The 25,031-nt window shown below is 65.7% G+C and carries 22 protein-coding genes; 10 read left to right on the forward strand and 12 right to left on the reverse strand.

The window, feature by feature from the left end; genetic code table 11:
* Positions 1–81: 81 nt before the first annotated feature.
* Positions 82–213 carry a putative transporter small subunit gene (locus ACYVF5_RS01685; protein ID WP_460942653.1) on the reverse strand — a complete coding sequence of 44 codons (132 nt, stop codon included), beginning with the start codon at positions 211–213 and terminating at the stop codon, positions 82–84.
* 8 nt (positions 214–221) lie between these two features.
* Positions 222–1,898 carry a sodium:solute symporter family protein gene (locus ACYVF5_RS01690; RefSeq protein WP_460942655.1) on the reverse strand — a complete coding sequence of 559 codons (1,677 nt, stop codon included), beginning with the start codon at positions 1,896–1,898 and terminating at the stop codon, positions 222–224.
* 337 nt (positions 1,899–2,235) lie between these two features.
* Here ACYVF5_RS01690 and ACYVF5_RS01695 point away from each other — a divergent pair, with 337 nt between their 5' ends.
* Positions 2,236–3,630, forward strand: a complete 1,395-nt coding sequence (locus tag ACYVF5_RS01695; RefSeq protein WP_460942657.1) for an MFS transporter — start codon at positions 2,236–2,238, stop codon at positions 3,628–3,630.
* A gap of 4 nt (positions 3,631–3,634) precedes the next feature.
* On the opposite strand, the gene ACYVF5_RS01700 is transcribed toward ACYVF5_RS01695, so the two are convergent.
* Complete coding sequence (locus tag ACYVF5_RS01700; protein ID WP_460942659.1) at positions 3,635–4,210, reverse strand: TetR/AcrR family transcriptional regulator; 576 nt, start codon at positions 4,208–4,210, stop codon at positions 3,635–3,637.
* A 128-nt stretch (positions 4,211–4,338) separates the two neighbouring features.
* On the opposite strand from ACYVF5_RS01700, the gene ACYVF5_RS01705 reads away from it, so the two are divergent.
* Complete coding sequence (locus ACYVF5_RS01705) at positions 4,339–4,728, forward strand: DUF7882 family protein (protein ID WP_460942661.1); 390 nt, start codon at positions 4,339–4,341, stop codon at positions 4,726–4,728.
* 49 nt (positions 4,729–4,777) lie between these two features.
* Here the strand turns inward: ACYVF5_RS01705 and ACYVF5_RS01710 are convergent, their stop codons facing one another.
* Entirely contained in the window at positions 4,778–5,140 is a 363-nt protein-coding gene (locus ACYVF5_RS01710; RefSeq protein ID WP_460942663.1) for a GntR family transcriptional regulator, read from the reverse strand.
* A gap of 30 nt (positions 5,141–5,170) precedes the next feature.
* Between ACYVF5_RS01710 and ACYVF5_RS01715 the strand changes: the two genes are divergently transcribed.
* The 3 genes from ACYVF5_RS01715 (at position 5,171) to ACYVF5_RS01725 (ending at position 12,587) form a co-directional block, all read left to right on the forward strand.
* Complete coding sequence (locus ACYVF5_RS01715; RefSeq protein WP_460942665.1) at positions 5,171–6,775, forward strand: FAD-dependent monooxygenase; 1,605 nt, start codon at positions 5,171–5,173, stop codon at positions 6,773–6,775.
* 324 nt (positions 6,776–7,099) lie between these two features.
* Entirely contained in the window at positions 7,100–8,890 is a 1,791-nt protein-coding gene (locus ACYVF5_RS01720) for a 2-isopropylmalate synthase (protein ID WP_460942667.1), read from the forward strand.
* 184 nt (positions 8,891–9,074) lie between these two features.
* Positions 9,075–12,587, forward strand: coding sequence for a choice-of-anchor I family protein (locus ACYVF5_RS01725; protein WP_460942669.1), 3,513 nt, complete (start codon positions 9,075–9,077; stop codon positions 12,585–12,587).
* 70 nt (positions 12,588–12,657) lie between these two features.
* Here ACYVF5_RS01725 and ACYVF5_RS01730 read toward each other — a convergent pair whose 3' ends face one another.
* Positions 12,658–13,428, reverse strand: a complete 771-nt coding sequence (locus tag ACYVF5_RS01730; protein WP_460942671.1) for a GTP pyrophosphokinase — start codon at positions 13,426–13,428, stop codon at positions 12,658–12,660.
* 136 nt (positions 13,429–13,564) lie between these two features.
* Here ACYVF5_RS01730 and ACYVF5_RS01735 point away from each other — a divergent pair, with 136 nt between their 5' ends.
* The 3 genes from ACYVF5_RS01735 to ACYVF5_RS01745 all read left to right on the forward strand — a co-directional run bounded on the left by ACYVF5_RS01735 (position 13,565) and on the right by ACYVF5_RS01745 (position 17,020).
* A complete protein-coding gene (locus tag ACYVF5_RS01735; protein WP_460942673.1) occupies positions 13,565–14,584 on the forward strand; it encodes a malate dehydrogenase in 1,020 nt (339 codons plus the stop codon).
* A 61-nt stretch (positions 14,585–14,645) separates the two neighbouring features.
* Positions 14,646–16,124: a lipase maturation factor family protein gene (locus ACYVF5_RS01740; RefSeq protein ID WP_460942675.1), complete on the forward strand. Its 1,479-nt coding sequence runs from the start codon at positions 14,646–14,648 to the stop codon at positions 16,122–16,124.
* A 161-nt stretch (positions 16,125–16,285) separates the two neighbouring features.
* Positions 16,286–17,020 carry a glycosyltransferase gene (locus ACYVF5_RS01745; RefSeq protein ID WP_460942942.1) on the forward strand — a complete coding sequence of 245 codons (735 nt, stop codon included), beginning with the start codon at positions 16,286–16,288 and terminating at the stop codon, positions 17,018–17,020.
* A 133-nt stretch (positions 17,021–17,153) separates the two neighbouring features.
* Here ACYVF5_RS01745 and ACYVF5_RS01750 read toward each other — a convergent pair whose 3' ends face one another.
* Entirely contained in the window at positions 17,154–17,804 is a 651-nt protein-coding gene (locus ACYVF5_RS01750; protein ID WP_460942677.1) for an HAD-IB family hydrolase, read from the reverse strand.
* On the reverse strand, positions 17,801–18,763 hold the full coding sequence (locus ACYVF5_RS01755; protein ID WP_460942680.1) for an AvrD family protein: 963 nt from the start codon (positions 18,761–18,763) through the stop codon (positions 17,801–17,803). Before ACYVF5_RS01755 ends, ACYVF5_RS01750 begins: the two co-directional genes overlap by 4 nt.
* Before the next feature lie 31 nt (positions 18,764–18,794).
* Here ACYVF5_RS01755 and ACYVF5_RS01760 point away from each other — a divergent pair, with 31 nt between their 5' ends.
* Entirely contained in the window at positions 18,795–19,379 is a 585-nt protein-coding gene (locus ACYVF5_RS01760; RefSeq protein WP_460942682.1) for a ScbR family autoregulator-binding transcription factor, read from the forward strand.
* 235 nt (positions 19,380–19,614) lie between these two features.
* On the forward strand, positions 19,615–20,031 hold the full coding sequence (locus tag ACYVF5_RS01765) for a hypothetical protein (RefSeq protein WP_460942684.1): 417 nt from the start codon (positions 19,615–19,617) through the stop codon (positions 20,029–20,031).
* Positions 20,032–20,136: 105 nt separating this feature from the next.
* On the opposite strand, the gene ACYVF5_RS01770 is transcribed toward ACYVF5_RS01765, so the two are convergent.
* The 5 genes from ACYVF5_RS01770 to ACYVF5_RS01790 form a co-directional block, all read right to left on the reverse strand.
* Positions 20,137–21,444, reverse strand: coding sequence for an alpha-hydroxy acid oxidase (locus tag ACYVF5_RS01770; RefSeq protein ID WP_460942686.1), 1,308 nt, complete (start codon positions 21,442–21,444; stop codon positions 20,137–20,139).
* Positions 21,399–22,226: a FadR/GntR family transcriptional regulator gene (locus ACYVF5_RS01775; protein ID WP_460942688.1), complete on the reverse strand. Its 828-nt coding sequence runs from the start codon at positions 22,224–22,226 to the stop codon at positions 21,399–21,401. Before ACYVF5_RS01775 ends, ACYVF5_RS01770 begins: the two co-directional genes overlap by 46 nt.
* 128 nt (positions 22,227–22,354) lie before the next feature.
* Positions 22,355–22,930, reverse strand: coding sequence for a phosphoheptose isomerase family protein (locus tag ACYVF5_RS01780; RefSeq protein ID WP_460942690.1), 576 nt, complete (start codon positions 22,928–22,930; stop codon positions 22,355–22,357).
* 76 nt (positions 22,931–23,006) lie between these two features.
* Positions 23,007–23,765 carry a helix-turn-helix domain-containing protein gene (locus ACYVF5_RS01785; RefSeq protein WP_460942692.1) on the reverse strand — a complete coding sequence of 253 codons (759 nt, stop codon included), beginning with the start codon at positions 23,763–23,765 and terminating at the stop codon, positions 23,007–23,009.
* Positions 23,756–24,853: a sugar ABC transporter substrate-binding protein gene (locus tag ACYVF5_RS01790; RefSeq protein ID WP_460942694.1), complete on the reverse strand. Its 1,098-nt coding sequence runs from the start codon at positions 24,851–24,853 to the stop codon at positions 23,756–23,758. The genes ACYVF5_RS01785 and ACYVF5_RS01790 overlap by 10 nt, the downstream gene beginning before the upstream one ends.
* Positions 24,854–25,031 lie beyond the last annotated feature (178 nt).

Here is a 25,031-nt window from a genome sequence, read left to right on the forward strand (position 1 = left end):
AGTCACGAGGGGAGGACGCAATCAGCTCATTCGTCCTCACCTCGTGACTTTCTCCTCGCGTACCGAGCGAACGGGGTGGGGTCAGATGATGCGGCGCCCCTCACGCCGCGCCTCGCGCCAGTCCCTGACGAAGGCACGACAGATCACGAACAGGGTCGCCGCGACCACCACCGGCCAGATGAGTACGTACAGGGTGAGAAGAAAAACATCCATGACTGCTCCTAGCGAGAGGTCGGTGCGGGTTCGGCGTCGAGATCGCGTGTGTCGAAGTCGCCCGTCCGCTGTGTGATGAGGCTGAAGTCGAAGTTCTTTGTGCTTCTGAACGACATCAGGTAGCAGATCACTGTGCTCACAGCATAGGCAACGAGGGATCCGCTGAGCACCGTGTAGTCGTGAAGGAACCCGATGACGAACGGTGCCGAGATCACAGCCGCGGCGATGCCGACGATCAGGGCCACCTTCTTGCCGAAGAACCCGAACGCCATCAGGCCGAGCACAACGCCGATGCCGATCACCGAGAGAACGTCTATCGCGTAGCCCGTGACGCCGCTGAGCGGAATCAGCTCGAAACGCACGACGACGAACACCGCGAGCGCGGCGAGCACCGAGACGGTGAACGCTGCGTTGGTGACCTTGCCCCAGTAGAAGCTCGCGATGACGGGGAACACGAGCGCGCCCCAGAGCGCGCCGACGAAGACGAGCAGGTCGAGGATGTTCATCTGCCCGCTGGCGAAGAACAGCCCGGCTGCTGTCGCCACGATCATCGTGATCCGGCCGATCAGCAGCATCGTCTTGGGGTTCGCCTTGCCCTTGCGCGCGATGTTCTGGCCATAGACATCCGCCATCATGATCGATGACAGCGCGGCGAGATCGGAGTCGGCAGTCGACGACAGCGAGCCGATGATCATCACAAAGAAGATGCAGAGCAGAACCGGGCCGAGATAGGTGGACGCCATCTGCGGGATGATGTTGTTGACGTCGCCGTTCAACGGCTCGATGCCGAGATACAGCGCCATCACCCCGAGCATGCCGACGCCGATGATCGTGGCGCCGTAGCCCACTGTCGCCGTCACGAAGGTCCGCTTGATGAGATCCTCGCGAACGGCGAAGAGCCGCTGCGCGATCGTCTGATTGCCGATGGCATACGCCAGAACGGCGGCGATATACGGGGCGCCCTGGTTGAGGAAGGCGTCTGACGAGAAGAAGTTGCCCTGCTCCGGCGTGAGGTTCTTCGCCCCGTCGACGAATATGGAGGGACCGCCGGCGAGAAAGAACACGGCCGGAACGATGATGACCACCGCACCGAGCATGGCGACGACCTGAGCGAAGTCGGTGAGCACTGACGCGCGGAATCCGGACCACAGGGTGTAGAGCAGCACACCGGCGGCGATGAACAGCACCCCCTGGCCGAAGGTGAATGGCGAGAGCATCGAGATCAGAGCGCCGCCGGCGATGAAGTTCGAGGTGAGGCTGATCACGCTTCCGAGCACGTTCGACCCCGCGAGCATCAGCTGGCTCGACCGGCCGTGCCTGGCGCGCATCACCTCGGCGAGTGTGTGCGCGCGAGGGGCGACGGCGCGGATGCGCTTGCCGAACGGATAGATGAAGAGAATCATCAGCGCGCCCCAGAGGCCGTAGTGCACCGGGCCGGAGATTCCGTAGGTGTATCCGGACGTCGCAGACGCATACATGGACGAGGCCCAGATCCAGGTGGCCGTCATCGACGCGGCCGAGATGCCGAAGCCGATCCGGTGGCCGGCGTTCATATAGCCGTCCGCGTTCTCCTTCTTCTTGCCGATCACGATTGACATGACCATGGTTCCGCCGAAGAAGACGATCAGCAGACCGATGACCAGCGGCCCACCCAGTTGCTGCAGCTGAATACCCTCGGATTCCATCCGGTTCCTCTCATGAGGCGGGCGCCGGTTCCCGCGTTTTTTGGCACGCGCCAGCCCACGGGCATCACGGACATCGATCAGCGAGAGAGTCGCTGAGACCGGCGAGTGATTCACAGGCGCTCGGTGCCCGGCAACGGCCGGGCGGGGCGGCGGTCACACGTCTCAGCGCTCGAATCGATTCAGGGCGCTGAGTGGTGTCTCGCACCGGTGTGAATCAAGATGAGCGACGAAGGAGCAGGACCATCGCAACCCCTTCACCATAGCAACGTCCCACCACAATCCGACAAATCGGGTCTTCTCGTCGTCAGTCGCGATGGGCGCGGAGCATACTTGACCCATGGCATCCGTCTCGCCCGGCACGAGAATGACCACGTCGCAGCGGCGCGTGCTTCTCGTCGCCGTCCTCGCCTCGTTCGTCGCCTTTCTCGACGGCTCGATCATCAACGTCGCGCTGCCTGCGATCACCGGTGAACTGGGCGGCGGTCTTCCCGTGCAGCAGTGGGTCGTCGACGCCTACCTGCTGACGCTCGGTGCGTTCATCCTGCTCGCCGGGTCGCTGTCGGATGCCTTCGGCCGGGTGAAGGTACTGGCCGCCGGTCTCGTCTGGTTCGGTGTCACCTCGCTGTTGTGTGCGATCGCTCCGACCGCCGAGCTGCTCATTGCCGCGCGTGCTCTGCAGGGGGTGTCTGCTGCGCTGCTCGTGCCCAGTTCGCTGGCGATCATCATCTCGACCTTCAGCGGTGTGGCGCAGGCGCGGGCGATCGGCACATGGACCGCATGGACGGGCACGGCCATGATCGTCGGACCTCTGCTCGGCGGTGTGCTCGTCGACGCGCTCTCGTGGCGGCTCGTCTTCGGCATCAACGTGCTGCCGATCGCGATCACCCTGTGGCTGTTGAGCCGGATCGAGCGCGTGCCGCGTTCCGCGGAGCGGCCGCGCATCGACTACCTCGGCGCCGCACTGGGCGCCGTCGGCCTCGGCGGACCCGTGTTCGCGCTCATCGAGCAGGCGCGATACGGATGGCAGAGTCCGGTGGTGTGGGTTCCGCTGGTCGTCGGCGTCGCCTGCATCGGAGTGTTCCTCTGGTGGGAGCACCGGGCGGCGCAGCCCATGATGCCGCTCGGTCTCTATCGTGTGCGCAACTTCTCTGCGGGGAACGCGGCGACCCTGTTCATCTATGCCGCCCTCGGTTTCGGTTTCTTCGTGCTGGTGATCTATCTGCAGCAGGTCGCGGGCTGGACCGCCTTCTTCGCGGGTCTCGCCACCCTGCCGCCGACGATCGTGATGCTCCTTCTCTCATCACGCGTCGGCGCGTTGGCCGGCCGGTTCGGCCCGCGGTTGTTTATGACCGTCGGCCCGATCGTGGCGGGCGGTGGTTTTCTGATGATGCTCACCGTCGGAACCGTCGTCGACTACTGGTGGCAGGTGCTGCCTGGGCTTGTTGTGTTCGGCCTCGGGCTGTCGATCACCGTCGCCCCGCTCACGAGCGCGATCCTCGGTTCGATCAACCCGGCGAACGCGGGAATCGGGTCGGCGATCAACAACGCGGTCGCGCGCATCGCCGGTCTGATCGCGATCGCGTGTGCCACACTCATCGTCGGTGACGTTCTCGACATCGACGGCTTCTCGCGTGCGATGGTCGCGACGGCCCTGATGCTGTTCGCCGGCGGAGTCATCTCGTGGTTCGGCATCCGCAACCCCGCAGGCGCGCCCGCCTCAGAAGCGGCGTGAGCCGTCAGACGGCTCGGTGACGCTCGATCAGGTCGCCCGCCATCGACGCCGCCAGTTTCGCGGCGTCTTGGTCTCCCTCGGCGGCAGACACGATGGACCCTTTCATCAGGATGTGCCATGACCGGGCGAAGACCCGTGTGTCGGTGAGCCCGGCCTCGATCGCCAGGTTCTCGACGACATCTCGGATGTGGTCGAGGTGCTCGATGCTCGCGAGGGTGAGCGGATGCCCCGGGCCCATCTCGAGCAAGACGTTCACGAACGGACATCCCTCGTAGTCGTCGCGCCGGAACCACTCGTCGAAGATGTCGAAGATGGCGAGCAGCTGGTCTTCTGCGGTCATGCCGCGGCTTCGGGCGCCTGCCTCGACTGTTCCATGGGTCCACAGCTCTTCGCGTCGCTCGAGGAACGCGATGACGAGATGGTCTTTCGAGGGGAAGTGCCGATAGAACGTGGCGAGTGCGACATCTGACCGCTTGACCAGCTCTTCTACGCCCACGTCGCGGATGGCGCGGGCGGAGAACAGGTCGTAGGCGGTCGAGAGAATGCGCTCGTGTGCGGCCATCGATGTCTCTGGTGACATTGGCACCGAGTCTAGCTTGACAGTCCCGTTGCGTGAACTGAGAATAAAGAGCGATCACTCTTGTTCATCACACCCCGTGAAGCCTGAACAGTGTCATCGAACGAGCACCGAAAGGGTCGGGGACAGACTTGGCGCATCTTGTTTATGCCGAACACAGCGAGTACGAGTTCGACGAGCGCACGCTCGTGCACGTCAAGACGGCAGTCGGGGCCAAGCTGCGCCGCGGAGAGTGCTTCTATCTGAGCTGGGACACAAAAGACGATGACAGCGGTCGGGTGACGTTGTGGATCTCGCCCACCATTCCCTTGCAGTTCCACTTCGACGAGTCAGAACCGCCCGCGCTCGACCGCGAGTGGCTCGAAGAACTGTCCCTGACCTCGCACAGCCTGCGCGGTATGGTGGTCGACGCTCCACGGGGTGCGAGAGCGCGTCGCCACGGGGCGGATGCCGTCGAGAGCGATGTGGAACAGGCATCCGGATCGGCGGCAGCTGCTGACGGGATGTCGCTCACTCGCTGAGCACGATATTCCGCTGAAGGCATGCGTTCTGCACCGGCGTCTTCGGCCGTCAATCGCGCTCGCCGAGGGCTGCCCGCACCAGAGCGAGTCCCCTGGCGGAGTCGATTCCGAGTTGTGTGATGCGCTCGGCATATGCCATGGCCGCCATCTGCGCCTTTTGAAGCGTTGGATCGCCCGTGGTTGCGATGAACGACCCATTGCGCCCTCTGGTCTCGATGACGTCGTCCGCCTCGAGTTCGCGGTAGGCGCGGGCGACGGTGTTCACCGCCAGGCCCAGATCTGAGGCGAGGGCGCGAACCGGTGGCAGCTTGTGCCCGGGAACGAGATCGCCCGATTGCACGCCGGCGAGAATCTGGGTCCGCACCTGCTCGAACGGCGGAACGGGGCTGGCCGGATCGATGCTGAAGTCCACGGCAACACCCTACTGCGGTACGCTCGCCGCATGGCAGAGCGCGTGTGCGATGTTCTTGTTGTCGGAGCGGGACCGACCGGACTGATGCTCGCGAACTGGCTCGCCCGGCTCGGGGTCGACGTTGTGATCGTCGATCGCAAAGACGGCCCCACCCGCGAGTCGCGGGCGCTCGGTGTGCAGGCCCGCAGCGTGGAGATCTATGACCAGCTCGGTGTGATCGACAGTGTGCTCGCCGAGAGCCGGCAGGTGCCGACCCTGGTGCCCGGCTATGAGCGGCGCTCGTTCGGCCCGATCCCGATCGGGGAGCTGGGCACGGGACTGACGCCGTACCCGCGCATCTACATCCTGGAGCAGAGCCGCAACGAACAGATTCTTCTCGACGCTCTGCGCGAGACCGGGCACGACGTGATGTGGAGCCGTTTGCTCGAAGACCTGACCGTCGGCGAGTTGCCCGACGGTGCGCATCCGTCGGATGCGTCACATCACCCGGTGGTCGCGACGTTCTCGAACGATGCGGGCGAAGGCGGGGGCGACGTGGTGGGCGACACCGAACCGCTCACCGTGCGGGCGCGGTACTGCGTCGGCGCAGACGGGTCGTCTTCTGCCGTGCGAAAGCTCAGGGGGATCCCCTTCGATGGGCTCACGAACGAGCACATCTTCTATGTCTGCGATGCGCGCGGTGTGAGTGGGATCCGGCGGGGCAGCATCAACGTGCGATTCGGGCACACGGAGTTCCTGCTCAGTTTTCCGATGGGCGGCGACCACGATCGGCTTCTCGGTGTGGTGCCGGCCGCGACGCGGGTGCGCGACGAAGACATCGTCGAAGACGAGGTGAGGCAGCGGATCGACGACACCTTCGGCGTCCGCTATCGCGACAGCGCCTGGTTCGCGACGTACCGGGTGCATCACCGGATGGCATCCGTGTTCAGAGACGGACCGGTGTTCCTTGCCGGCGATGCCGCTCACGTGCATTCGCCCGTTGGCGCGCAGGGGATGAACACCGGGCTGCAAGACGCACATAATCTCGCCTTCACGCTCGCCGATGTTGTGAAGGGCCGCGCGGATGACTCGGCACTCGACAGGTATGAGGCAGAACGGATGCCGGTGGCCAGAAATCTGGTGGAGACCACGGACCGGGTGTTCGCTTTCGTCACCTCTGATCGTGTGGAGGCGCGGCTGGTTCGTCGATGGGTGCTTCCGCTTGTGATGCCGATCGCAACGCGAGTGGTGCCCGGGGCCAGGGGCGCGAACCGTCTGTTTCAGTATGTGTCGCAGATTCGCATTCACTACTGGATGGGCGATGAGGCGCGCGAGCGCGCCCGCGGCGTCCGCGATGCGGTGGTGGGGAGGCGGCTTGTGTGGGTGCCGACGGCGGACGGGTCGAATTTCGACAGTCTGCGGTCGTTGGAATGGCAGGTGCATGAGTACGGTCGTGTCGATCCAGCGGTCGTGAGGCGGATCGGTGACGAGCTGGGCGTCGCGGTTCGGGTGTTCCCTGCCGCTGCGCGGACCCCGCTCGTCGCCGGTATGTTCTATCTCGTCAGAGACGGGTTCGTCGCGGCGAAGGCGCGAGCGAGCGACGCGTCTCGGGTGTTTCGGGTGTTCGTGAATCGGGTCCAGGCGCCCCGGCCATAAGGTCCGGAGATCTGCGGGAGAGCAGAGAGATGCCCGCGTTCCACCTCCGGGCGATCCTGATGCGCGCCTCGACCACCGCGGTGATATCGGCACGGCGCAGCACCGCGTCCCAGTCCTCCGGAACATCGAGGGCGGTGAAGAACAGGCCAGCCGTCCTTTCGCTACCGCTCTACTTGTCTGAGGAGTTGTGTTAGATTCTACCCGTGCTCGCACTCGGACTCCTTCTTCTTCGCCGCCACGGCGGGGCCTAGCCAGACCGGCTCCCCGCCGTGGAGCCGCTCCCTGCGCCGGTCTCCTCAGCAGCACACCGAAGAAGGACCCGATATGACCAGCGCACCATTCCCTCGCATCTCCACCCCGGCCGGCACCATTCCCGCGGACGCTCCGGCATGGAACCGGCAACGACACTCGCAGATGCCCTCCCGCCGCTACCGGGAGGTCTACTCCCGCGTCGACGTTCCTCTCACCGAACGCGACTGGCCCACCCACCGCCTGACTCGGGCGCCGCTGTGGGTGCCGGTCGACCTGCGCGACGGCAACCAGGCGCTGGCCGAGCCGATGGACCCGGCCCGCAAGCGCCGCTTCTTCGAGCTGATGGTCGCGATGGGCTACAAGGAGATCGAGGTCGGCTACCCGTCCGCGTCACAGACGGACTTCGACTTCGTGCGTCTCCTCGCCGAGTCCGACATCGCCCCCGAGGATGTCACCATCGTCGTCTTCACCCCGGCCCGCCGCGACCTGATCGAGCGCACCGTCGACTCGATTCGCGGCATCCGCAAGCCGGTGGTCATCCACATGTACACCGCCACCGCACCCACCTGGCGCGATGTTGTGCTCGGCAAGGAACGCGACGAGGTGCGCGAGCTGATTCTCGCCGGCGGCCGTGACGTGCTCGAGTTCGCCGGGCACCTGCCGAACGTTAGGTTCGAGTTCTCTCCGGAGGTCTTCAACCTCACCGAGCCGGACTACGTCCTCGAGGTCTGCGACGCCATGACCGAGCTGTGGGACGCGACGTGTGGGCGGCCGGTCATCGTGAACCTTCCGGCCACGGTCGAGGTCGCGACGCCGAACGTGTATGCCGACCAGATCGAGTACATGCACAAGAACCTGGGCCGCCGCGACGCGGTGATCCTCTCGGTGCACCCCCACAACGACCGCGGCACCGGCATCGCCTGCGCGGAGCTGGCTGTGCTCGCGGGCGCGCAGCGCGTCGAGGGATGCATCTTCGGCAACGGCGAGCGGACCGGCAACGTCGACATCGCCACCCTGGCTCTGAACCTGCACGCACAGGGGATCGACCCGATGATCGACTTCTCCGACATCGACGAGATCCGCCGTACCGTCGAGTACTGCAACCGCATCGACGTGCATCCCCGGCATCCCTACGTCGGCGACCTCGTGCACACCGCGTTCAGCGGCACCCACCAGGATGCGATCAAAAAGGGCTTCGCCGAGCACCGGAGCCGGGCGACAGCCGAGAACCGCCCCGAGCGAGACATCGAGTGGCGGGTGCCCTACCTGCCCATCGACCCCGCCGACATCGGGCGGACCTACGACGCGGTCATCCGGGTCAACTCCCAGTCCGGCAAGGGCGGCATCGCCTACCTGCTCGAAACCGAGTATGGGATCGAACTGCCCCGTCGTCTCCAGATCGACTTCGCGCGTCGAGTCCAGGAACGCACCGACACCACCGGTCTCGAGATCGACCCGCCACAGTTGCTCGAGCTCTTCGAGTCCGTTTACCTGACCGCCGACGCCGACGCCGACGGCATCGAGCTCGTCGATCTCGAATCTGTCAGCCACAACGGGATCAGCCGCACAACCATCAGCCTGCGCATCGACGGAGTCGAGCACAGCGCCACCTATAACGGCATCGGTCCCGTCGACGCCACCATCCGGTTGCTCACGGAGCAGCACATCGGTGTCGAGATCCTCTCTCTGCACCAGTCCTCGGTCACGGCCGGGAGCGACAGTGACGCGCTGACCGTGATCGAATACCGCAACAGCGCCGGCACCCACTGGACGGCCGGGCGAGACCGGTCGGTCCTCACCGCCAGTGTGAACGCGGTGCTCTGTGCCGCCCGCGCGACCGCAGACGCCCTCACGTCAGCCTGACCGTCTCCCGAACCGTGCGCGGTCACAACGGTCTCGGATCGCACGTGCGCTGCTCGCCGAGGCTGGTCGACGGCCGACGCGCGCCGACAGCACATCGTCGCCGTGTGGTCATCTTGCGTTCACCCTCTGGCTACGTCGAATCCGTAGACAGGGACGGAACCCGTTCGGCCATCCCTGGAGAACCATGTCTGCATTCCGGCGAAACCCCCGCCGCACCCTCACGGCAACGGCGGTGACCGCCGCAGCGATCATCGCAGGATCATGCCTCGTCGCGGCTCCCGCCGTCGCGGCTCCCGCCGCCGTTGTGCCCGCGCCGGTATCGACGTCTGCCGAAGACGCGGCGCTCAGCCTCTCGCCCGTCGGCTCATATGAGACCGGCATCTTCGATGAGTCCGCCGCCGAGATCGTGACCTTTCACGCGGCGACCCAGCGGCTCTTCGTTGTGAACGCCCAGGCCGGCGCGATCGACGTGCTCGACGCACAATTCGTCACGGCGCCCACGAAGCTCTTCTCGATCGCCGGAGAAGGCGTCGCGAACTCCGTGGCGGTGCGCGAGGACGGACTCGGCGTCATCGCACTCGAATCGACGACAAAAACCGATCCGGGCACACTCGTCTTCTTCGACGCAGCCGGTGACGGCACAGTGCTCGGCACGGTCACCGTCGGCGCCCTGCCAGACATGGTCACCATCTCTGCAGACGGCAGCTATGCGATCGTCGCGAATGAGGGCGAGCCGAGCGAGGACTTCACCGTCGACCCAGAAGGCTCGGTCAGCATCGTCGCCCTGCCGGCCACTGTCGACGCGGCAGCGCAGAGCGATGTGCGCACGGCCGGCTTCAACGACTACGAGACAGACGGATCGAAGACGCTCCCCGACGATGTGCGCGTCTTCGGGCCGGCGCCGCACGGCGACGACAAGCCGATCTCGCGCAACCTCGAACCCGAGTACATAACCATAGACGGCGGCACGGCATACGCGGCGCTGCAAGAGGCGAACGCTGTGGCCGTGATCGACATCGCGACGGCAGAGGTGACGGATGTCTGGCCGCTCGGATCCAAAGACCACGGTATCGAGGGCAATGGAGTCGACGCCTCTGACCGTGACCCTGAAGATGCGCCGACGTTCAACATCCGTACGTTCGAAGGCCTCAACGGCGTGTACATGCCCGACGGGCTGAACGCGTACACCGTCGGTGGCGAGACCTACCTGGTGAGCGCGAACGAGGGCGACGCCCGCGAGTGGGGCGACTATGAGGAGGGCGTCCGGGTGAAAGACCTGGGCGAAGACGGAACGATGCCCGTCTGCGAGACGAGCCCACTCGCAGGCCTGACCGGCGACGGTGATCTCGGGCGGCTGAACGTCACCACGGAGAACGGTCTCAACGACGACGGCACCTGCTATGAGGAGCTCTATTCCTTCGGCAGCCGTTCGTTCTCGATCTGGACGACGGACGGTGAGCAGGTCTTCGATTCCGGCCAGGACTTCGAAGAGATCACACACGCGGCGAACCCCGAGTTCTTCAACTCGAACCATTCGGAGTCGAACCTCGAGGGCCGGAGCGACGACAAAGGACCTGAGCCGGAGAACCTCACCATCGGAGAGGTCGACGGCCGCACCTATGCCTTCATCGGATTCGAGCGTGTCGGCGGAGTCGCCGTCTATGACATCACCGACCCTGCCGCATCGGCCTTCGTGACCTACGTGAACAACCGCGACTTCTCGCAGTCGGTCGAAGACGGCGGCGATCTCGCCGCGGCGGGCGATCTGGGACCGGAAGGCCTCACGTTCATCTCGGCAGACGACTCGCCGAACGGTCAGCCATTGCTCGCGGTCGGCAATGAGGTCTCTGGCACCACAACGTTCTTCGCCATCCAGTCGAAGACGGCAGACACCACAACCGTGCAGGTGCTCGGCATCAACGACTTCCACGGACGCATCGAGGCCAACGGCGCAGAGGCGGGCGCCGCTGTGCTTGCCGGAGCAGTGAACGAGCTGAGCGCCGTCAACCCGAACACCCTGTTCGTGTCGGCCGGTGACAACATCGGCGCATCGACCTTCACCTCGTTCTCGCAGCAGGACAACCCGACGATCGACGCACTGGTCGCCGCAGGGCTGCAGACCTCAGCGGTCGGCAACCACGAGTTCGACCAGGGTTTCGCAGACCTCGCCGAACGGGTCATTCCGCGATACGGTGACGGCGGCTTCGCGCTCGGTGCGAACGTCTATGACGAGGCGACAGGCGAGCCGGTGCTCGACGAGTACAGGGTGTCAGTGGTCGACGGCGTGCGCGTCGGTTTCATCGGAACGGTGACCGAGCAGACCGCGGCGATGGTCTCGCCGGCAGGCATCGAGGGCATCGTCTTCGGCGACCAGCTCGAGGCCGCCAACCGCGTCGCCGCTGAGCTGCAGGACGGCAACACCGAGAACGGCGAGGCGGATGTCATCGTGCTGCTCACTCACGAGGGCTCAGCCGGATCCGACTGCGCAGCGATCGCGACCGAAGACACGCTCTATGGCGACCTCGTGCGCGGTGCATCGAACCAGATCGACGCCATCCTCTCTGGTCACACCCACCAGTCGTACAACTGCTCGTTCCCGGTCGAGGGCTGGGCAGACGGGCTCGAGCGTCCGGTGATGCAGGCGCACCAGTACGGCACCACTCTCGATCAGCTTGAGATCGAGGTGAACAGGTCCGATATGTCGATCGCGTCGATCACCTCGGCTCTGCTCCCCTTGACCGAAGAGGTCGGCGAGGGAGATGACGCCGAGATCGTGCCTCTGTATCCCGCCGATCCGGAGGTCGCCGCGATCGTGGCAGCGGCCGCGGACGCCGCTGAAGAGGTCGGTGCTCAGGAGATCGGGTCGATCAGCGCCGACATCACACGCGGGGGCGAGAACGGGTCTGACCGCGGTGTGGAGTCATCGCTCGGAAACCTGGTCGCAGACATGCAGCTCTGGGCCACCTCCAACGAGAACTTCGGCGGAGAGCCGGCGCAGATCGCACTGATGAACCCGGGCGGGCTCAGGGCCGATCTGTTGTACGGCGAAGACGGCACCGTCACCTATATGGACGTCGCCAGTGTGCAGCCGTTCGGCAACACCCTGTGGACGATAGACCTCACGGGTGCGCAGCTCAAGCAGGTTCTCGAGGAGCAGTGGCAGCCAGACGGATCGTCCAGGTCCAAGCTTCACCTCGGTGTCTCCGAGGGTTTCAGCTACGAGTACATCGAAGACGCTCCCCGCGGTGAGCACATCGTGTCGATGACGTTCGACGGACAGCCCGTCGACGACGCACAGGTGTTGCGCGTGGCGACGAACTCGTTCCTTGCGGCGGGCGGCGACAACTTCACGACCTTCGCCGAGGGTGCGAACGCCGCAGACTCCGGGCAGATCGACCTGGTCGCCGCCGTCGAGTACTTCAAAGCGCACGATGTGGTCGACCCGGCCCCGCTGGGTCGTGCTGTGCTCGTCGCTCCCGGTGCCGAACCTGGCAGCGACGGCGGTCGAGACCCGGGGGCGGGCGCCGGCGCCGAAAACACAAGCGGCTCCGCAAGCGAGGGAAACCTCGCCTCCACCGGAGCGAACGTCGGGTTGATCGCCGGGCTCGGTGTTCTGCTCGCGCTCGCGGGCGGTATGCTCCTGCGCCGCCGTCGGCTGTTCCTCGGGGCAGACGATGGCTTGACGCCGCGAAGCTGACGCACGCGAAACGGATGCCCCGGTGCCAGCTGGCACCGGGGCATCCGTCGTGCGGCGGAGCGCCTGAGCGTCAGTCGTCGGGATGCTGGCGCTGCTCCACCATCCGCTGGAGCAGAGCGTCCGGCAGATCGACGTGCGAGGCTTCACCCGTGCTGATGGTGCCGTCGTCTGTGCCGCTGTCGCCGTTCAGCGCTGTCACCCAGTTGTGCAGGTGCTCCATCTTGAGGTCGAGCTTGTTCGCCGCGTCTGCGGCCTCGCGCAACTCGTCGAGCAGCGTCGCGGGCACCACGCGGTTGTACTTGTAATAGATCTTGTGCTCGAGGCTGGCCCAGAAGTCCATGGCGATGGTGCGGATCTGCAGCTCGATCTTCACCTGCTGCGCGTGGTCGGACATGAACACGGGAACCTCGATGATGGCGTGCAGACTCTTGTAGCCGTTCGGTTTCGGGTTCTTGATGTAGTCGCGCACCTGCACCACCGTCACATCCTGCTGACCGGCGATCATGTCGAAGATCTTGTAGGTGTCTTCGATGAAGCTGCAGGTCACGCGCACACCGGCGATGTCGTGGATATTCTCGCGCACGGCCTCGATCGTTGGCTCGCATCCCTTGCGCTGCACCTTCGCAATGAGGCTCTCCGGTGACTTCAGCCGCGAGCTGACATGCTCGATGGGACTGTAGGCGTGACGGTGGCTGAACTCCTCTTTGAGGATGTTGATCTTCGTCATCACCTCGTCGATGCCGAACTTGTACGACAGCATAAAGCTCGTGAAATCGTCTCGAAGCTGACGGATGTCGTCGACACGCGTTGAGAGGGATCCGGTCTGCAGTTCTTGCGTCACGGTCGTTATCCTGTCACGCACTGCTGACGGTTGCCTCCATCTTTCCTTTCTGAGCCCACAGCGAGGCCGGGGCCCGTTATGAGGCGCGGGCCGAGATGCGCACGAGGTGTGTGAGCCGGGTGAGTAGGCTGACAGCATGGGTGGCGCGCACAGCAGAGGTCGAGCACACAACGGCAGTCCGATGAGGGTGACAGTGACAGGAGCGGGCGGCCAGATCGGTTATGCACTGCTGTTCCGCATCGCGTCCGGGCAGCTGCTCGGGCCCGAGACGCCCATCGAGCTGAGGCTGCTCGAGATTCCTCAGGGAATCGCCTCCGCCGAGGGCACGGCTCTCGAACTCGCAGACTGTGCGTTTCCGCTGCTCGCCTCCATCGACGTGACGGATGTCGCCGCCCGCGCGTTCGATGGAGCGAACATCGCGCTCCTGGTCGGCTCGCGGCCGAGAGGCCCCGGTATGGAGCGCGCGGACCTTCTTGAGGCGAATGCGGGGATCTTCGGCCCGCAGGGCGCCGCCATCGCGGAGCACGCCGCAGACGACATCCGTGTGACCGTCGTCGGGAATCCCGCGAACACCAACGCACTGGTCGCACGTGCTCACGCACAGGAGATTCCAGACAATCGGTTCACGGCGCTGACGAGACTCGATCACAACCGGGCGTTGCACCAGCTCTCCGGCGCCGTCGACGTGCCGACAACGGCGATCCGCGGACTCACGATCTGGGGCAATCACTCGTCGAGCCAGTATCCGGATGTTTCGCACGCGACGGCGAACGGCACACCCGTGCGAGAACTCGTCGACGACGAGTGGCTGACAACGGAGTTCATTCCCCGGGTGGCGCGCAGAGGCGCAGAGATCATCGAGGTGCGTGGGGCGTCGTCAGCTGCATCCGCCGCGTCGGCCACGATCGACCACGTCTCGGACTGGGTCAACGGAACGCCGCAGGGGGAATGGACGAGTGTCGCTCTGCCGTCAGACGGCAGCTACGGTGTGCCGGAGGGACTCGTCTCGTCGTTCCCGGCCGAATCGGTCGACGGGCAGTGGCGTATTGTGCAGGGGATCGAGATCAATGGATTCTCTCGCTCGCGGATCGATGCGTCCGTGCGCGAACTCGTCGAGGAGCGCGATCTGGTGCGCGAACTCGGGGTGCTGCCCTAAAGCGACACGTGTATGGCCAGACGGGCTTGTCACACCGCAGCGATCGGAGTGACATGTGTACATGGAGGTCGCAGCGTGGCTCGGCTGGTTCGGGTGGCTGGACGCGGGCGATTACGAGATCGCCAGGCTGGTGCTGCAGCGCGGCACCGCCGCTGTCTTCGCCATAGCGTTTCTCTCGACGGCCATGCAGTTCCGCGCGCTGCTGGGCGAGAACGGCTTGATGCCCGCTCCGGATCTCATCGCGCGCACACCCGCCTCTGCCTACCCGAGCCTGTTCAGATGGAGATACAGCGACAGGATGCTGCTCGCCGTCGCCTGGACGGGGTTCGCCATCGCCGCGCTGCTTGTGATCGGTGTGCCGCAACTCGGCCCGCCCTGGGTTCCGCTCGTCGCCTTTCTCCTCTGCTGGGGTCTCTATCTGTCTGTGGTGAACATCGGCCAGACCTTCTATGGCTTCGGCTGGGAGTCGCTCCTGCTCGAGGCGGGGTTCGTTGTGGCGTTCCTCGGCTCGAACGAGGTGGCTCCGCCGCTGCTCGTCATCCTCTTCACCCGGTGGCTCGTCTTCCGACTGGAGTTCGGCGCCGGAATGATCAAGATGCGCGGCGGCCGTGAGTGGCGTGATCTCACGGCGCTGATGTACCACCACGAGACCCAGCCGATGCCGAACCCGCTCAGCCGGTTCGCACACCTGTTGCCGGCTCCGGTGCACAAGGCCGAGGTGCTCGGCAACCATTTCGCACAGCTCGTCGTGCCGTTTTTTCTCTTCGCTCCGCAACCTGTGGCATCCGTCGCCGCGCTCATCGTCATCGTGACCCAGCTGTGGCTCGTGATCACGGGCAACTTCGCCTGGCTCAACTGGATCACCATCGTGCTCGCCTTCGCCGGAATCAGCGACAGCTTTCTGCACGCGCTGTTCCCGTTCATTCCGCAGGACCTCGGCACCGATGCGGCGTCGCCGGTGTGGTGGACGATTCTGGTGGCGCTCGCCGTCGGTCTGCTCGTGGTGCTCAGCTGGAAGCCGCTGCGCAACCTGTTCGCACGTCGTCAGCTGATGAACGCGAGCTTCAACCGCTGGCACCTCGTCAATGCCTATGGCGCATTCGGAACGGTGACGAAGGAACGCTACGAGGTGATCGTCGAAGGGTCAGACGACGAACGGGCCGGCCACGACGGCGAAGGTGTGACCTGGCTCGAATACGAGTTCAAGGGAAAACCGGGAGACCCGCACCGGATGCCGCGGCAGTTCGCGCCCTATCACCTGCGACTCGACTGGATGATGTGGTTTCTCGCGCTCGGCGCACGAAACGAAAGCTGGTTCCACGTGCTGCTGCTCAAGCTGCTGATGGCCGATCGGGCGACGCTGCGACTGCTGCGGGTCGACCCTTTCGAGGGCGCCGCGCCGCGCTGGATACGCGCCCGGCTGTTCCGCTACCGGTTCACCACGAGGGCTGAACGTCGTCAGACCGGCGACTGGTGGGTTCGCGAACCCGTGGCGTATCTCGTGCGCCCGGTCAGCCTGGATCCGTCCCACCCACGGTGAGTGTCTCGAAAGCAGCAAAACCGTGATCCGGAGCTCGGTTGGCCGCTTTTTGGACACTCACCGTCGGAGCCGGCCGCTGGCGGCCGAGCCCGTGCCTGGGGGCGAGCGGATGGCTCTCGCTTGTAGGCTTGTTGCTCGCGGCGCTCGACCGCGAGGAAGGGATGGACGTGGCCGACGCGCTCGTGATCATCCCGACCTACAACGAGCGCGACAACATCGGTCCGGTCGTCGCTCGCGTGCGTTCCGCCGTTCCTGACGTCGACGTGCTCGTCGTCGACGATGACTCGCCAGACGGCACGGGCGCGCTCGCCGATGAGCTGGCAGCCGCCGACCGACAGGTGCACGTGCTGCACAGGCCGCGCAAGCAGGGCCTCGGAATGGCATACGGACAGGCGTTCAGATGGGGGCTCGAGCGCGGATACCGCCTGCTCGTCGAGATGGACGCAGACGGATCCCACCAGCCCGAGCAGCTCCAGACGCTTCTCGACGCGGCAGATGCCGGGGCAGACGTTGTGCTCGGGTCGCGCTGGGTTCCCGGCGGCGGCGTCGTCAACTGGCCGTGGCATCGCGAGTGGCTCTCGCGCGCGGGCAGCACCTATGCCAGGGTCGTTCTCGACCTGCCGCAGAGGGATGTCACCGGCGGATACCGTGTGTTCACCGCAGACGCGCTCCGTCGCATCCGTCTCGACGGGGTGCACAGCCAGGGCTACGGCTTTCAGGTCGACATGCTCTGGCACGCGCACCGAGAGGGCCTGCGCATCGTCGAGGTGCCGATCACGTTCGTCGAACGCACCGCCGGCGCCTCGAAGATGACGACGGGCATCGTGCTCGAGGCGATGTGGCGGGTGACCTGGTGGGGGATCACCACACTTCCCGCGCGGCTGCGTGCGCGCTGAACGAGTGCGTCCCGTCGGCGAGGAGTTTCTGCGTCATTCTGCAGGGAGAAGGCGGCGCGCGGTGCGCAGATGAATCTGAGTGCGCGTGCCGAGCCCCGCCGATGGCAGGTTCCGAGACGAGGCGGAGCATCCGTCACCAGACGATGCGTTCCCACCTGTTCGTTGTCGCGTGGTGGAGAAGCGGGGCGTTTCGCCCGACGACCGCGGGCCGGCCGACGAGCTCGAGCATGGGGAGATCTGAGATGTCGTCGCCATACGCGGTGCTCGTCTGCCAGTCGACGGGGTGCGTTTTGTGCAGGGCTTGCATGGCGTTCGCTTTCGTCGATCCGAGCATCTGCACGTCGAGCTCACCGGTGAGCACCCCGTCGACGATGGTCGGCTGCGAGCAGAGCACGGTGGCGCTGAGGACTGTTGCGAGAGGCTCGAGGCACGGCGCCCAGGAGCCCGAGACGAGGACTATCCGGTGGCCGCTCTGGTAATGCCAGATGAGTCGGTCGAGTACCGGCCGGTGGAAGAGCGTCGACTCGTCCAGGCTGGTGTACCAGTTGTTCCCGGCCGCCAGCAGGGCATCCCAGTGCTCGCCGGCGAAAGCCCGGAAGTAGGCGCGGTTGACGGTGGAGCGGCCGGCCCCTGCATCCACAAGCTCTTGCAGGCCCGCCACGCGCGCGGCGACCGTTCGGCCTCCGGGCGTTCGCGTGTAGTACATCAGAAAGCTGGTCAGGCTTTGGGCGCTGATCAGCGTGCCGTCGACGTCGAAGAAAGCCGTTGTGGTTCCGTGACTCATGGCGCGGGGATCTCGTGAGCAACGGAAGCGGTCGCGTGAACACCGCCGAACTCCACGGCGAGCTCGCTCGCACGCCAGCGTGACGAACCGCGCTCGAGCAGTGTCGTCTTCGTTGTTCGGAGCGCGGATGAGATCCGGCCGCGAGGAACGCGATCGGGACCTGTCGCCGAAAGCGTGATCTTGCGAAGCCAGAAGGTGTTGCTGTCTGCGCGGGCGATATCGTCGATGGTATACATAAGCACCTGTCCGAGCTGAGCCGTCGTCACGAGGGCGTCGAGGTACGACACCGAGCGGCCGTATGCGGACTCCGCGTCTGCGCTGACGTGCGCGGGCTCGACCCTGTGACTGGTGTGCAGCGTCAGCTCGTTGAGGTCGACGCGGATGCTGGCGCTCGAGATCGTGGAACGCTTGTACGCAGAGCCGTAGATCCTCTGTTCGGCGGGCGCGAGGGCATCGGTGACGTTTTTGTATTCGGCATCGCGCCGGTCGCCGGATCCGCCCTCATGGTGAACAACGATCGTCGCCTTCGCTGCCCCGACCGTCACGTGAACATCGCTGATGGTGCGGCTCGTCCGTGTCGACGTGCCCGCAAGCGGGATGTCTCCCAGATCAAGGTGCGGCTTCGTGCCGGCGCGGAGCTCGATGGATGAGATCCAGCTCCGCCTGCGGTCCGCCGCGTTGAGACCGTTCTGATGGGCCACGCTGAGCTCCGCGAGACTCGCCGAGAGCACGATCATGTCGATCGTGCTCAGATGCGGCGCGAGCTGTCGATCCGCCTTGCTCGACCAGGCCTCGGGATAGGAGACCGCTCCGCGCGCTCGAAACCGAACGTGCGCTCCCTCGGTGTGGAGCACGGCATCCGTGATCTCGTGCGATATTCTGTGATACCCACGGCCGAAGTATCGGTCTCTTGCTGGCCCGAGGGCGTCGTCCAGCGAGTCGAACTGTGGTTGATTCATCGTCTGCTCCAGTGAACGTGAAGGGGTTGAGGTGGCCCAGCAGGAACGAGCGGTACGCACTTACAACGCCGTGCTCGATTCCGGCGCGCGAGAGTTCGCACGGCACGGCGTTCACGGCGCTCGGCTCGCGGACATCATCGCGGGCTCCGGCTACACCAAAGGCGCCGTCTACTTTCACTTCGACAGCAAGGAGTCCATCGCTCACGCCCTCGTCACCGAGAAACTCGATCTGTGGCCCGGTGTGATCGCGGAGGTGAACCAGCAGGGCCTGCGCGGGCTGGACGCGATCAAAGAGCTCGCGAGACACGTCGCACGTGTCTTCCGAGACGACCTCCGCGCCCGCGCGGCGGTTCGGGTGTCCCAGGAACTCGGCCTGGCAGCCGGTGAGAGCAACCCATACAAAAGATGGGCGTCGCTCCTCACCCTGCACCTGCAGCAGGGGATCGCCGACGGAACCGTGCGCGAAGACAAAGACGTGCACGACCTCGCAGAGGTCCTCGTCCAATGCTTCTTCGGAGTCCAGTCCGTCGCACAGGACACGAACACCTCTGACACCGTCGAGCAGCAGCTCGAACGCATGTGGGACATCGTTTTGCTCGGCGTCAAACCCCAGTGACGCAAGCGGGCGGCACATAACGGCCATAGCGCCCCTCTCGTCCACGGGCATTCTCTTCGAGCACAATATTTCCCAAAGCCTACCCCGTAGTATTTTCGTTCGGCGAGCTTGCTCGTTCTGCATGCCGGTCCCGCCGGGCCGGGCCGGCAGGCTGATACGACGTATCAGCTCATACCGTGCTGAATGGTACGATCGATCGCAGCAAAGTAGCTTGTGCCCAGCAGGTGCAGTCACCATGAGAAACGACGTTTTCATCAGAAACGAGCAGAGCGTGCCGGCGTACGTGGCCCCACCGCCTGGCAACCCGGCGCTGCGGTTGATCGTCGGCGGCATGGTCGGCGTCTTCGCTCTCCCGTTCGGACTGCTGGCGATCGCGTGCGTCGCCCTCGCCGGCTTCGTGTTCGCCGAGGGGCACCTTGTTCACGGTCCGGGTTGGGAGGCCGCGGAGAACACGTCGGCACTCCTGCTCGGGCTGATGGCCGCTGTCGCCTGGGTGTGTCTGCTCGCCGGCTGCTACGTGCTGATGGCCCGATGCCCGCTGGCGGCGTGGGGGCGGTTTCTGTTCGCGGTCGTTATGCTGCTTAACCTTGTGCTGATGGGAGTGGCCGCCGGGTTTCTGCTGTCGGGTCAGCCCTTTCTTCCCAAGGCATGACCTGCGCAGGTCTTCGCCGAACACGTTCGTACTGTGGAGCGCGGCCGGGAACATCCGACATGCGGCGGTTGTCCCCGGCCGGTCGATCGCATTGTGCTGGTCGTCTTATTTCTCCAGCGCCGGTTTGCGCGCAGGGGCCTTCTTCTTGGGCGCCGGGGCGGCAAGGGCCGCAGAGACGTTCCGCGACACCGGCGTCAGGCGTGCGAGCTGCGTGACGTGGCCAGGTTCCAGCTCGTCGAGGCTCGCAACGCCGAGCAGGCGCATCGTGCGCTCGATCTCGGCGCGCAGGATGTCGATGGTGCGGTCGACGCCCTCACGACCACCGGCCATCAGCCCATAGAGGTAGGCGCGGCCGATCATCGTGAATCGTGCGCCGAGGGCGACGGCGGCGACGATGTCCGCACCGTTCATGATGCCGGTGTCGAGGTGCACCTCTGTGTCTGCGCCGACCTCGCGCACGATCTCTGGCAGCAGGTGGAACGGAATCGGCGCCCGGTCGAGCTGCCGGCCGCCGTGGTTGGACAGGGTGATGCCGTCGACGCCCATGTCGGTGAGCCGCTTGGCGTCTTCGAGGTTCTGCACCCCCTTGACGACGACCTTGCCCGGCCACTGTTCCTTGATCCACGCGAGGTCGTCGAAGTCGACGGTCGGGTCGAACATCGTGTCGAGCAGTTCGGCCACCGTGCCAGACCAGCGGTCGAGCGATGCGAACGCGAGGGGCTCCGTGGTGAGAAAGTTGATCCACCACGCCGGACGGGGGATCGCGTTGATCACGGTCTTCGGTGTGAGCGACGGTGGGATCGACATGCCGTTGCGCTTGTCGCGCAGGCGGGCGCCGGCGACCGGAACGTCAACCGTCACCAGCAGGGTGTCGAACCCGGCTTTCGCGGCCCTGTCGACGAGGGCCATCGACCGGTCGCGGTCCTTCCACATGTAGAGCTGGAACCAGTTGCGCCCGTGCGGGTTCGCCGCCTTGACGTCTTCGATCGATGCGGTGCCCATCGTCGACAGCGCGAAGGGGATGCCCGCGGCGGCGGCGGCGCTCGCTCCGGCGTGCTCGCCCTCGGTCTGCATCATGCGCGTGAAGCCGGTCGGTGCGATGCCGAACGGCATGGCCACGGGCGCGCCGAGCACCTCGCGGGTGGTGTCGACGGACGAGACGTCGCGCAGGACAGAGGGATGGAACTCGATGTCTTCGAACGCCTGGCGAGCGCGCTTCAGCGAGATCTCGCCCTCCGCGGCCCCCTCCGTGTAGTCGAACGCGGCCTTCGGGGTGCGGCGCTGCGCGATCGCGCGAAGATCTGCGATCGTGAGCGCGGCATCCAACCGGCGCTTCTTGGCGTTGAGCTCGGGGGTCTTGAACTGCATCAGCGGCGCGAGGTCACGCACCTTGGGGATGCGGCGTTGAACCATGTGTGTCTCCTTCGGGGGTGAGCGGCGCTCGAGAGCCCCGTCTCGGCGTAGTAGGTCTCGATGTGCGAGCGGATGCCCGTGCGCGCCCGGTTGTGGTCGCCCGCCTCGATTGCGGCGACGATTCCGCGGTGCTCGCGCCTGAGGCGTTGGCTTGTGGTGCTCCACGAGGCGAGCCGGGGCACCCCGGCGATCACATAGGACTCGATCGACGAACGCAGGCCCGCCATCGTGGCCGTGATCACCTGGTTGCCGCTCGCTTCGGCGAGAGCGAGGTGGAACTGCGCGTCGAGCGCGAGGAACTCGACCTCGTTCGCAGCGTCGTCCATGGCGTCGAGAAGCACTCTGGCCTCGTCGAGGTGTGGCGCCGGGGGCGGGTTCTGGTCTGCGCGCTCCGCCGGGTCCTGGCGGCTGGAGGAGTGCCGGGCGAATGCCTCGGCGAGTTCTGCGGCGACCGCTGATTCGACGATGACACGGGTCTTCACCACGTCTTCGACGGCGAATCCCTGCGCGGCGACCTGCAGGCGCATGAGCGCAGACATCCCGCCGCCCGGCACGGCGACGATGATGGCGCCCGAGCTCGGGCCGGAACCCGTTGAGGTGCGGATGAGACCGAGCACCTCGAGCACTCGAAGGGCTTCGCGCACACTGGAGCGCCCGACACCGAGGGCGGCGGCGAGCGAGCGCTCGCCGGGAAGATGGTCACCGGGGCGAAGACGACCCTGGATCAGCTCGCGCTCGATGTGCGTGAGCACAAGGTTCCACGCGCGTGGCTCGTCTGGCATCCGCTTCTCCGATGTGTGGTCTGACCATAGTGGTCAGACCACAGCTTACACGTTCGCCTCGCGGACGCACTACTCGCCGGAAGCCGTCTCTTCAGCGGGAGGATAGGTGATGCGCCTGCCGGTGCTTGCTACTCGAGATTGGTGTGCCTGGCCCGCATCTCCTCCGGCGACCCGGTGCGGTGCTCGCGAACCCGGTTCGTGATCAGATCGACCAGCACGAAAAGAGCGATCTCGTATCCGCTGCCCATCGGCAGCACGGCATCCGATCCCGTGTCGTTCGCCATCGTCTGGGCGTTGATCACAACAACCGTGTCTGCGAGGTCGGCCGGCGGTGTCTGCGGCTCCGCTGTGAAGTAGAGAATGCGCGCGCCCGCTCTGCGCGCGACGCCGGCGAGCGCTTCGACCATCGAGATCCGCCCCGGTCCGCACGACAGCACGAGCAGGTCGCCTTCGCCGACAGCCGGGCAGGTCATCTCACCGACCGAGTGGGCGTCGACGCCGGCGTGGAAGAGCCGCATCGTCAGCCCCTTCATCACGAGCCCCTCACGTCCGCCGGCATAGCTCGCGACCACTCGTGCTTCAGAGATCATCCGAGCGACGTCGTTGAGGGTGCCCTCCGGCACACTCCTGACCGCCGCGGCGACCTCGTCCATCGCTCTGGTCGCCTCGTCCCGTTCGGCAGCCGTCACTCGTTCGGCAGTCATCCTCTGCCTCCTCTCTCGATTCGCGGCACCCGGATCGAGTGCGTTCGCGCCCGGGGTGCCGGCGTCATATGCCTGATCACCCCGTCTGCCTTTCGTCGATCCGCTCGACCAGGTCGCGCAGCGCGCTGTGCAACGCCGATGCCTCGGCGTCGTCAGTCGTTCCCGGTGCCAACTGCAGAGTGATGACGGCGGGTGTCGCATCGTCTGCGACCGGTCGCAGCGCCACGCTCAGCTCATCGTTGCCCGTCGACGCCCGCAGCACACCGGGGTCTGCTGTGTGCACTGTGCTGTGTGCGCGCGTCCACCGCGTGATGCGCTCGGCCGTCTCGGCGTCCACACCACAGAACGCCCCGAAAGCGTCGAGCGAGCGTTCGACGTCGTCTGGATCGAGGCTGGTGAGGATCGGCTCTCCGCGCTCGCCGTTCCACACGGGCGATCGGCTGCCAGCCCGTGGCGTGAACGGAAGCAGTTGCCGCCCCATTCGCACGTCGACGCACATCGTCTGGTCGCCGAAGAGCACCTGCACGCTGAGGGTATGCTCGCCGAACGGATGGTCGCGCCCCAGCTCGAGGGCGAAGAGCTCGAGGACGGGCCTGTTGCCGACGAATCCGGCCGCGAGTTCGCCGAGTGCGTTCCCCAGTGCGAAACCCGAGCCCCGGCGACGGATCAGCCGCTCGTCGAGAAGCGTGCCGATGAGGTCTGAGGTCGAACTCCTGGCCAGTCCCAGCGAGCGCGAGATGTCTGGCCAGCTCACATCGCCGGAGTGCGCCAGCACGTCGAGTGCGGCCATGCCTCGCCTGACCGCCGGCGCACGCCGGTTCTCGTTCACCCCCACGGTGTGTACCCAGACGCGTTCTCAGCGGTGACGAGCCGCACGGGAATCAGCACAGCGGCCTGAACGGGCTGTGTTCCGTTGCACAGTTCCGTCGCGAGCTCGAGGGCGCTCCGGATGATGCGCTCCGGGTCTTGCGCGGCGGTCGCGACGATCGGTCCACGGCCAAGCTGGTCGATGGCCTGTGCGCGACCGTCGACGCTCGCCACCGTTACGCGGGCTCCCACTCTCGTGAGGTGCTCGGTGACGCCGAAGGCGACGGGATCGCACACGGCGAAGACGGCGCTGACGTCTGGCACGTCCCTGAGCAGTCGCTCCGCCATCGTGCGACCGGATGCCGGGTCGTCGTTCCTTCCGCGCACGTGGGTGGCGATCTCGATGCGCGGGTGGTCTCGCAGCGCTTCGCGGAATCCGGCGACCCTGTCGGCGTTCGCGTTCTTGTGCAGGCCGTCGACGATCGCGACCTTGGCGCCGGGCTGCAGTCGCGCGGCAAGGTAGTGCCCGGCCAGGAGTCCGGCCTGGGTGTTGTCACTCGTGACCGAGGCATTCACCCCGTTCATACGCGAACCGATCGCCAGCACCGGAACACGCTGGGTGCGCGACCGTTCGAGCAGGTCGTCGAATGCGTCGGAGTCGACGGCGTCGACGAGGATCGCGTCGACGCCGATCGAGAGAAGCTCGTTCCACTGCCGTCGTTGCTCGTCCGGATCGGAGTTGGCATCGCGAATGTGCAGTTCGCTGCCACTCGAGTGGGTCTCGTGCTCGGCCGCGGAGAGCATGGCCGTGTAGTACTGGTTGTCTCGTGTGGGAATCAGGAGTCCGAGGCGCAGCGTGCGGCCCGCGTGCAGTCTTTCGGACGCCGCGAACTCCGCCAGGCGAGGCCCGAGCCAGTAGCTTCCATCTGCACCGCGCGTGAGCATCCGTTCATCTGCGAGAGCGGAGCAGATTCCGAGAACACTCGTTTTCGGCAGCCCTGTTTCCCGGGCTATCGCACTCACGGACTGAGGGCGCCCGAGCTGTGCGACGCAGCGGATGACGGAGACCGAGCGTGAGAGAGAGGGCACACGCGACACCTGGGCCTTTGTGCTCATCTTCCTCCATTCCCGCGCTGGAATACGCACCCTTGACACCGGCTGAGAGTAAGCCTACACTACCGAGAACCACACACCGTACTATAGTTCGAAATACGGAACACGGACCACCGAATGAAGAAAGGGGCGCGGTAACCGGATCGGATCACGCGGTGTGCCAGCTCACAGCGGAGCGACA

This window comes from Okibacterium endophyticum (genome assembly GCF_054780075.1).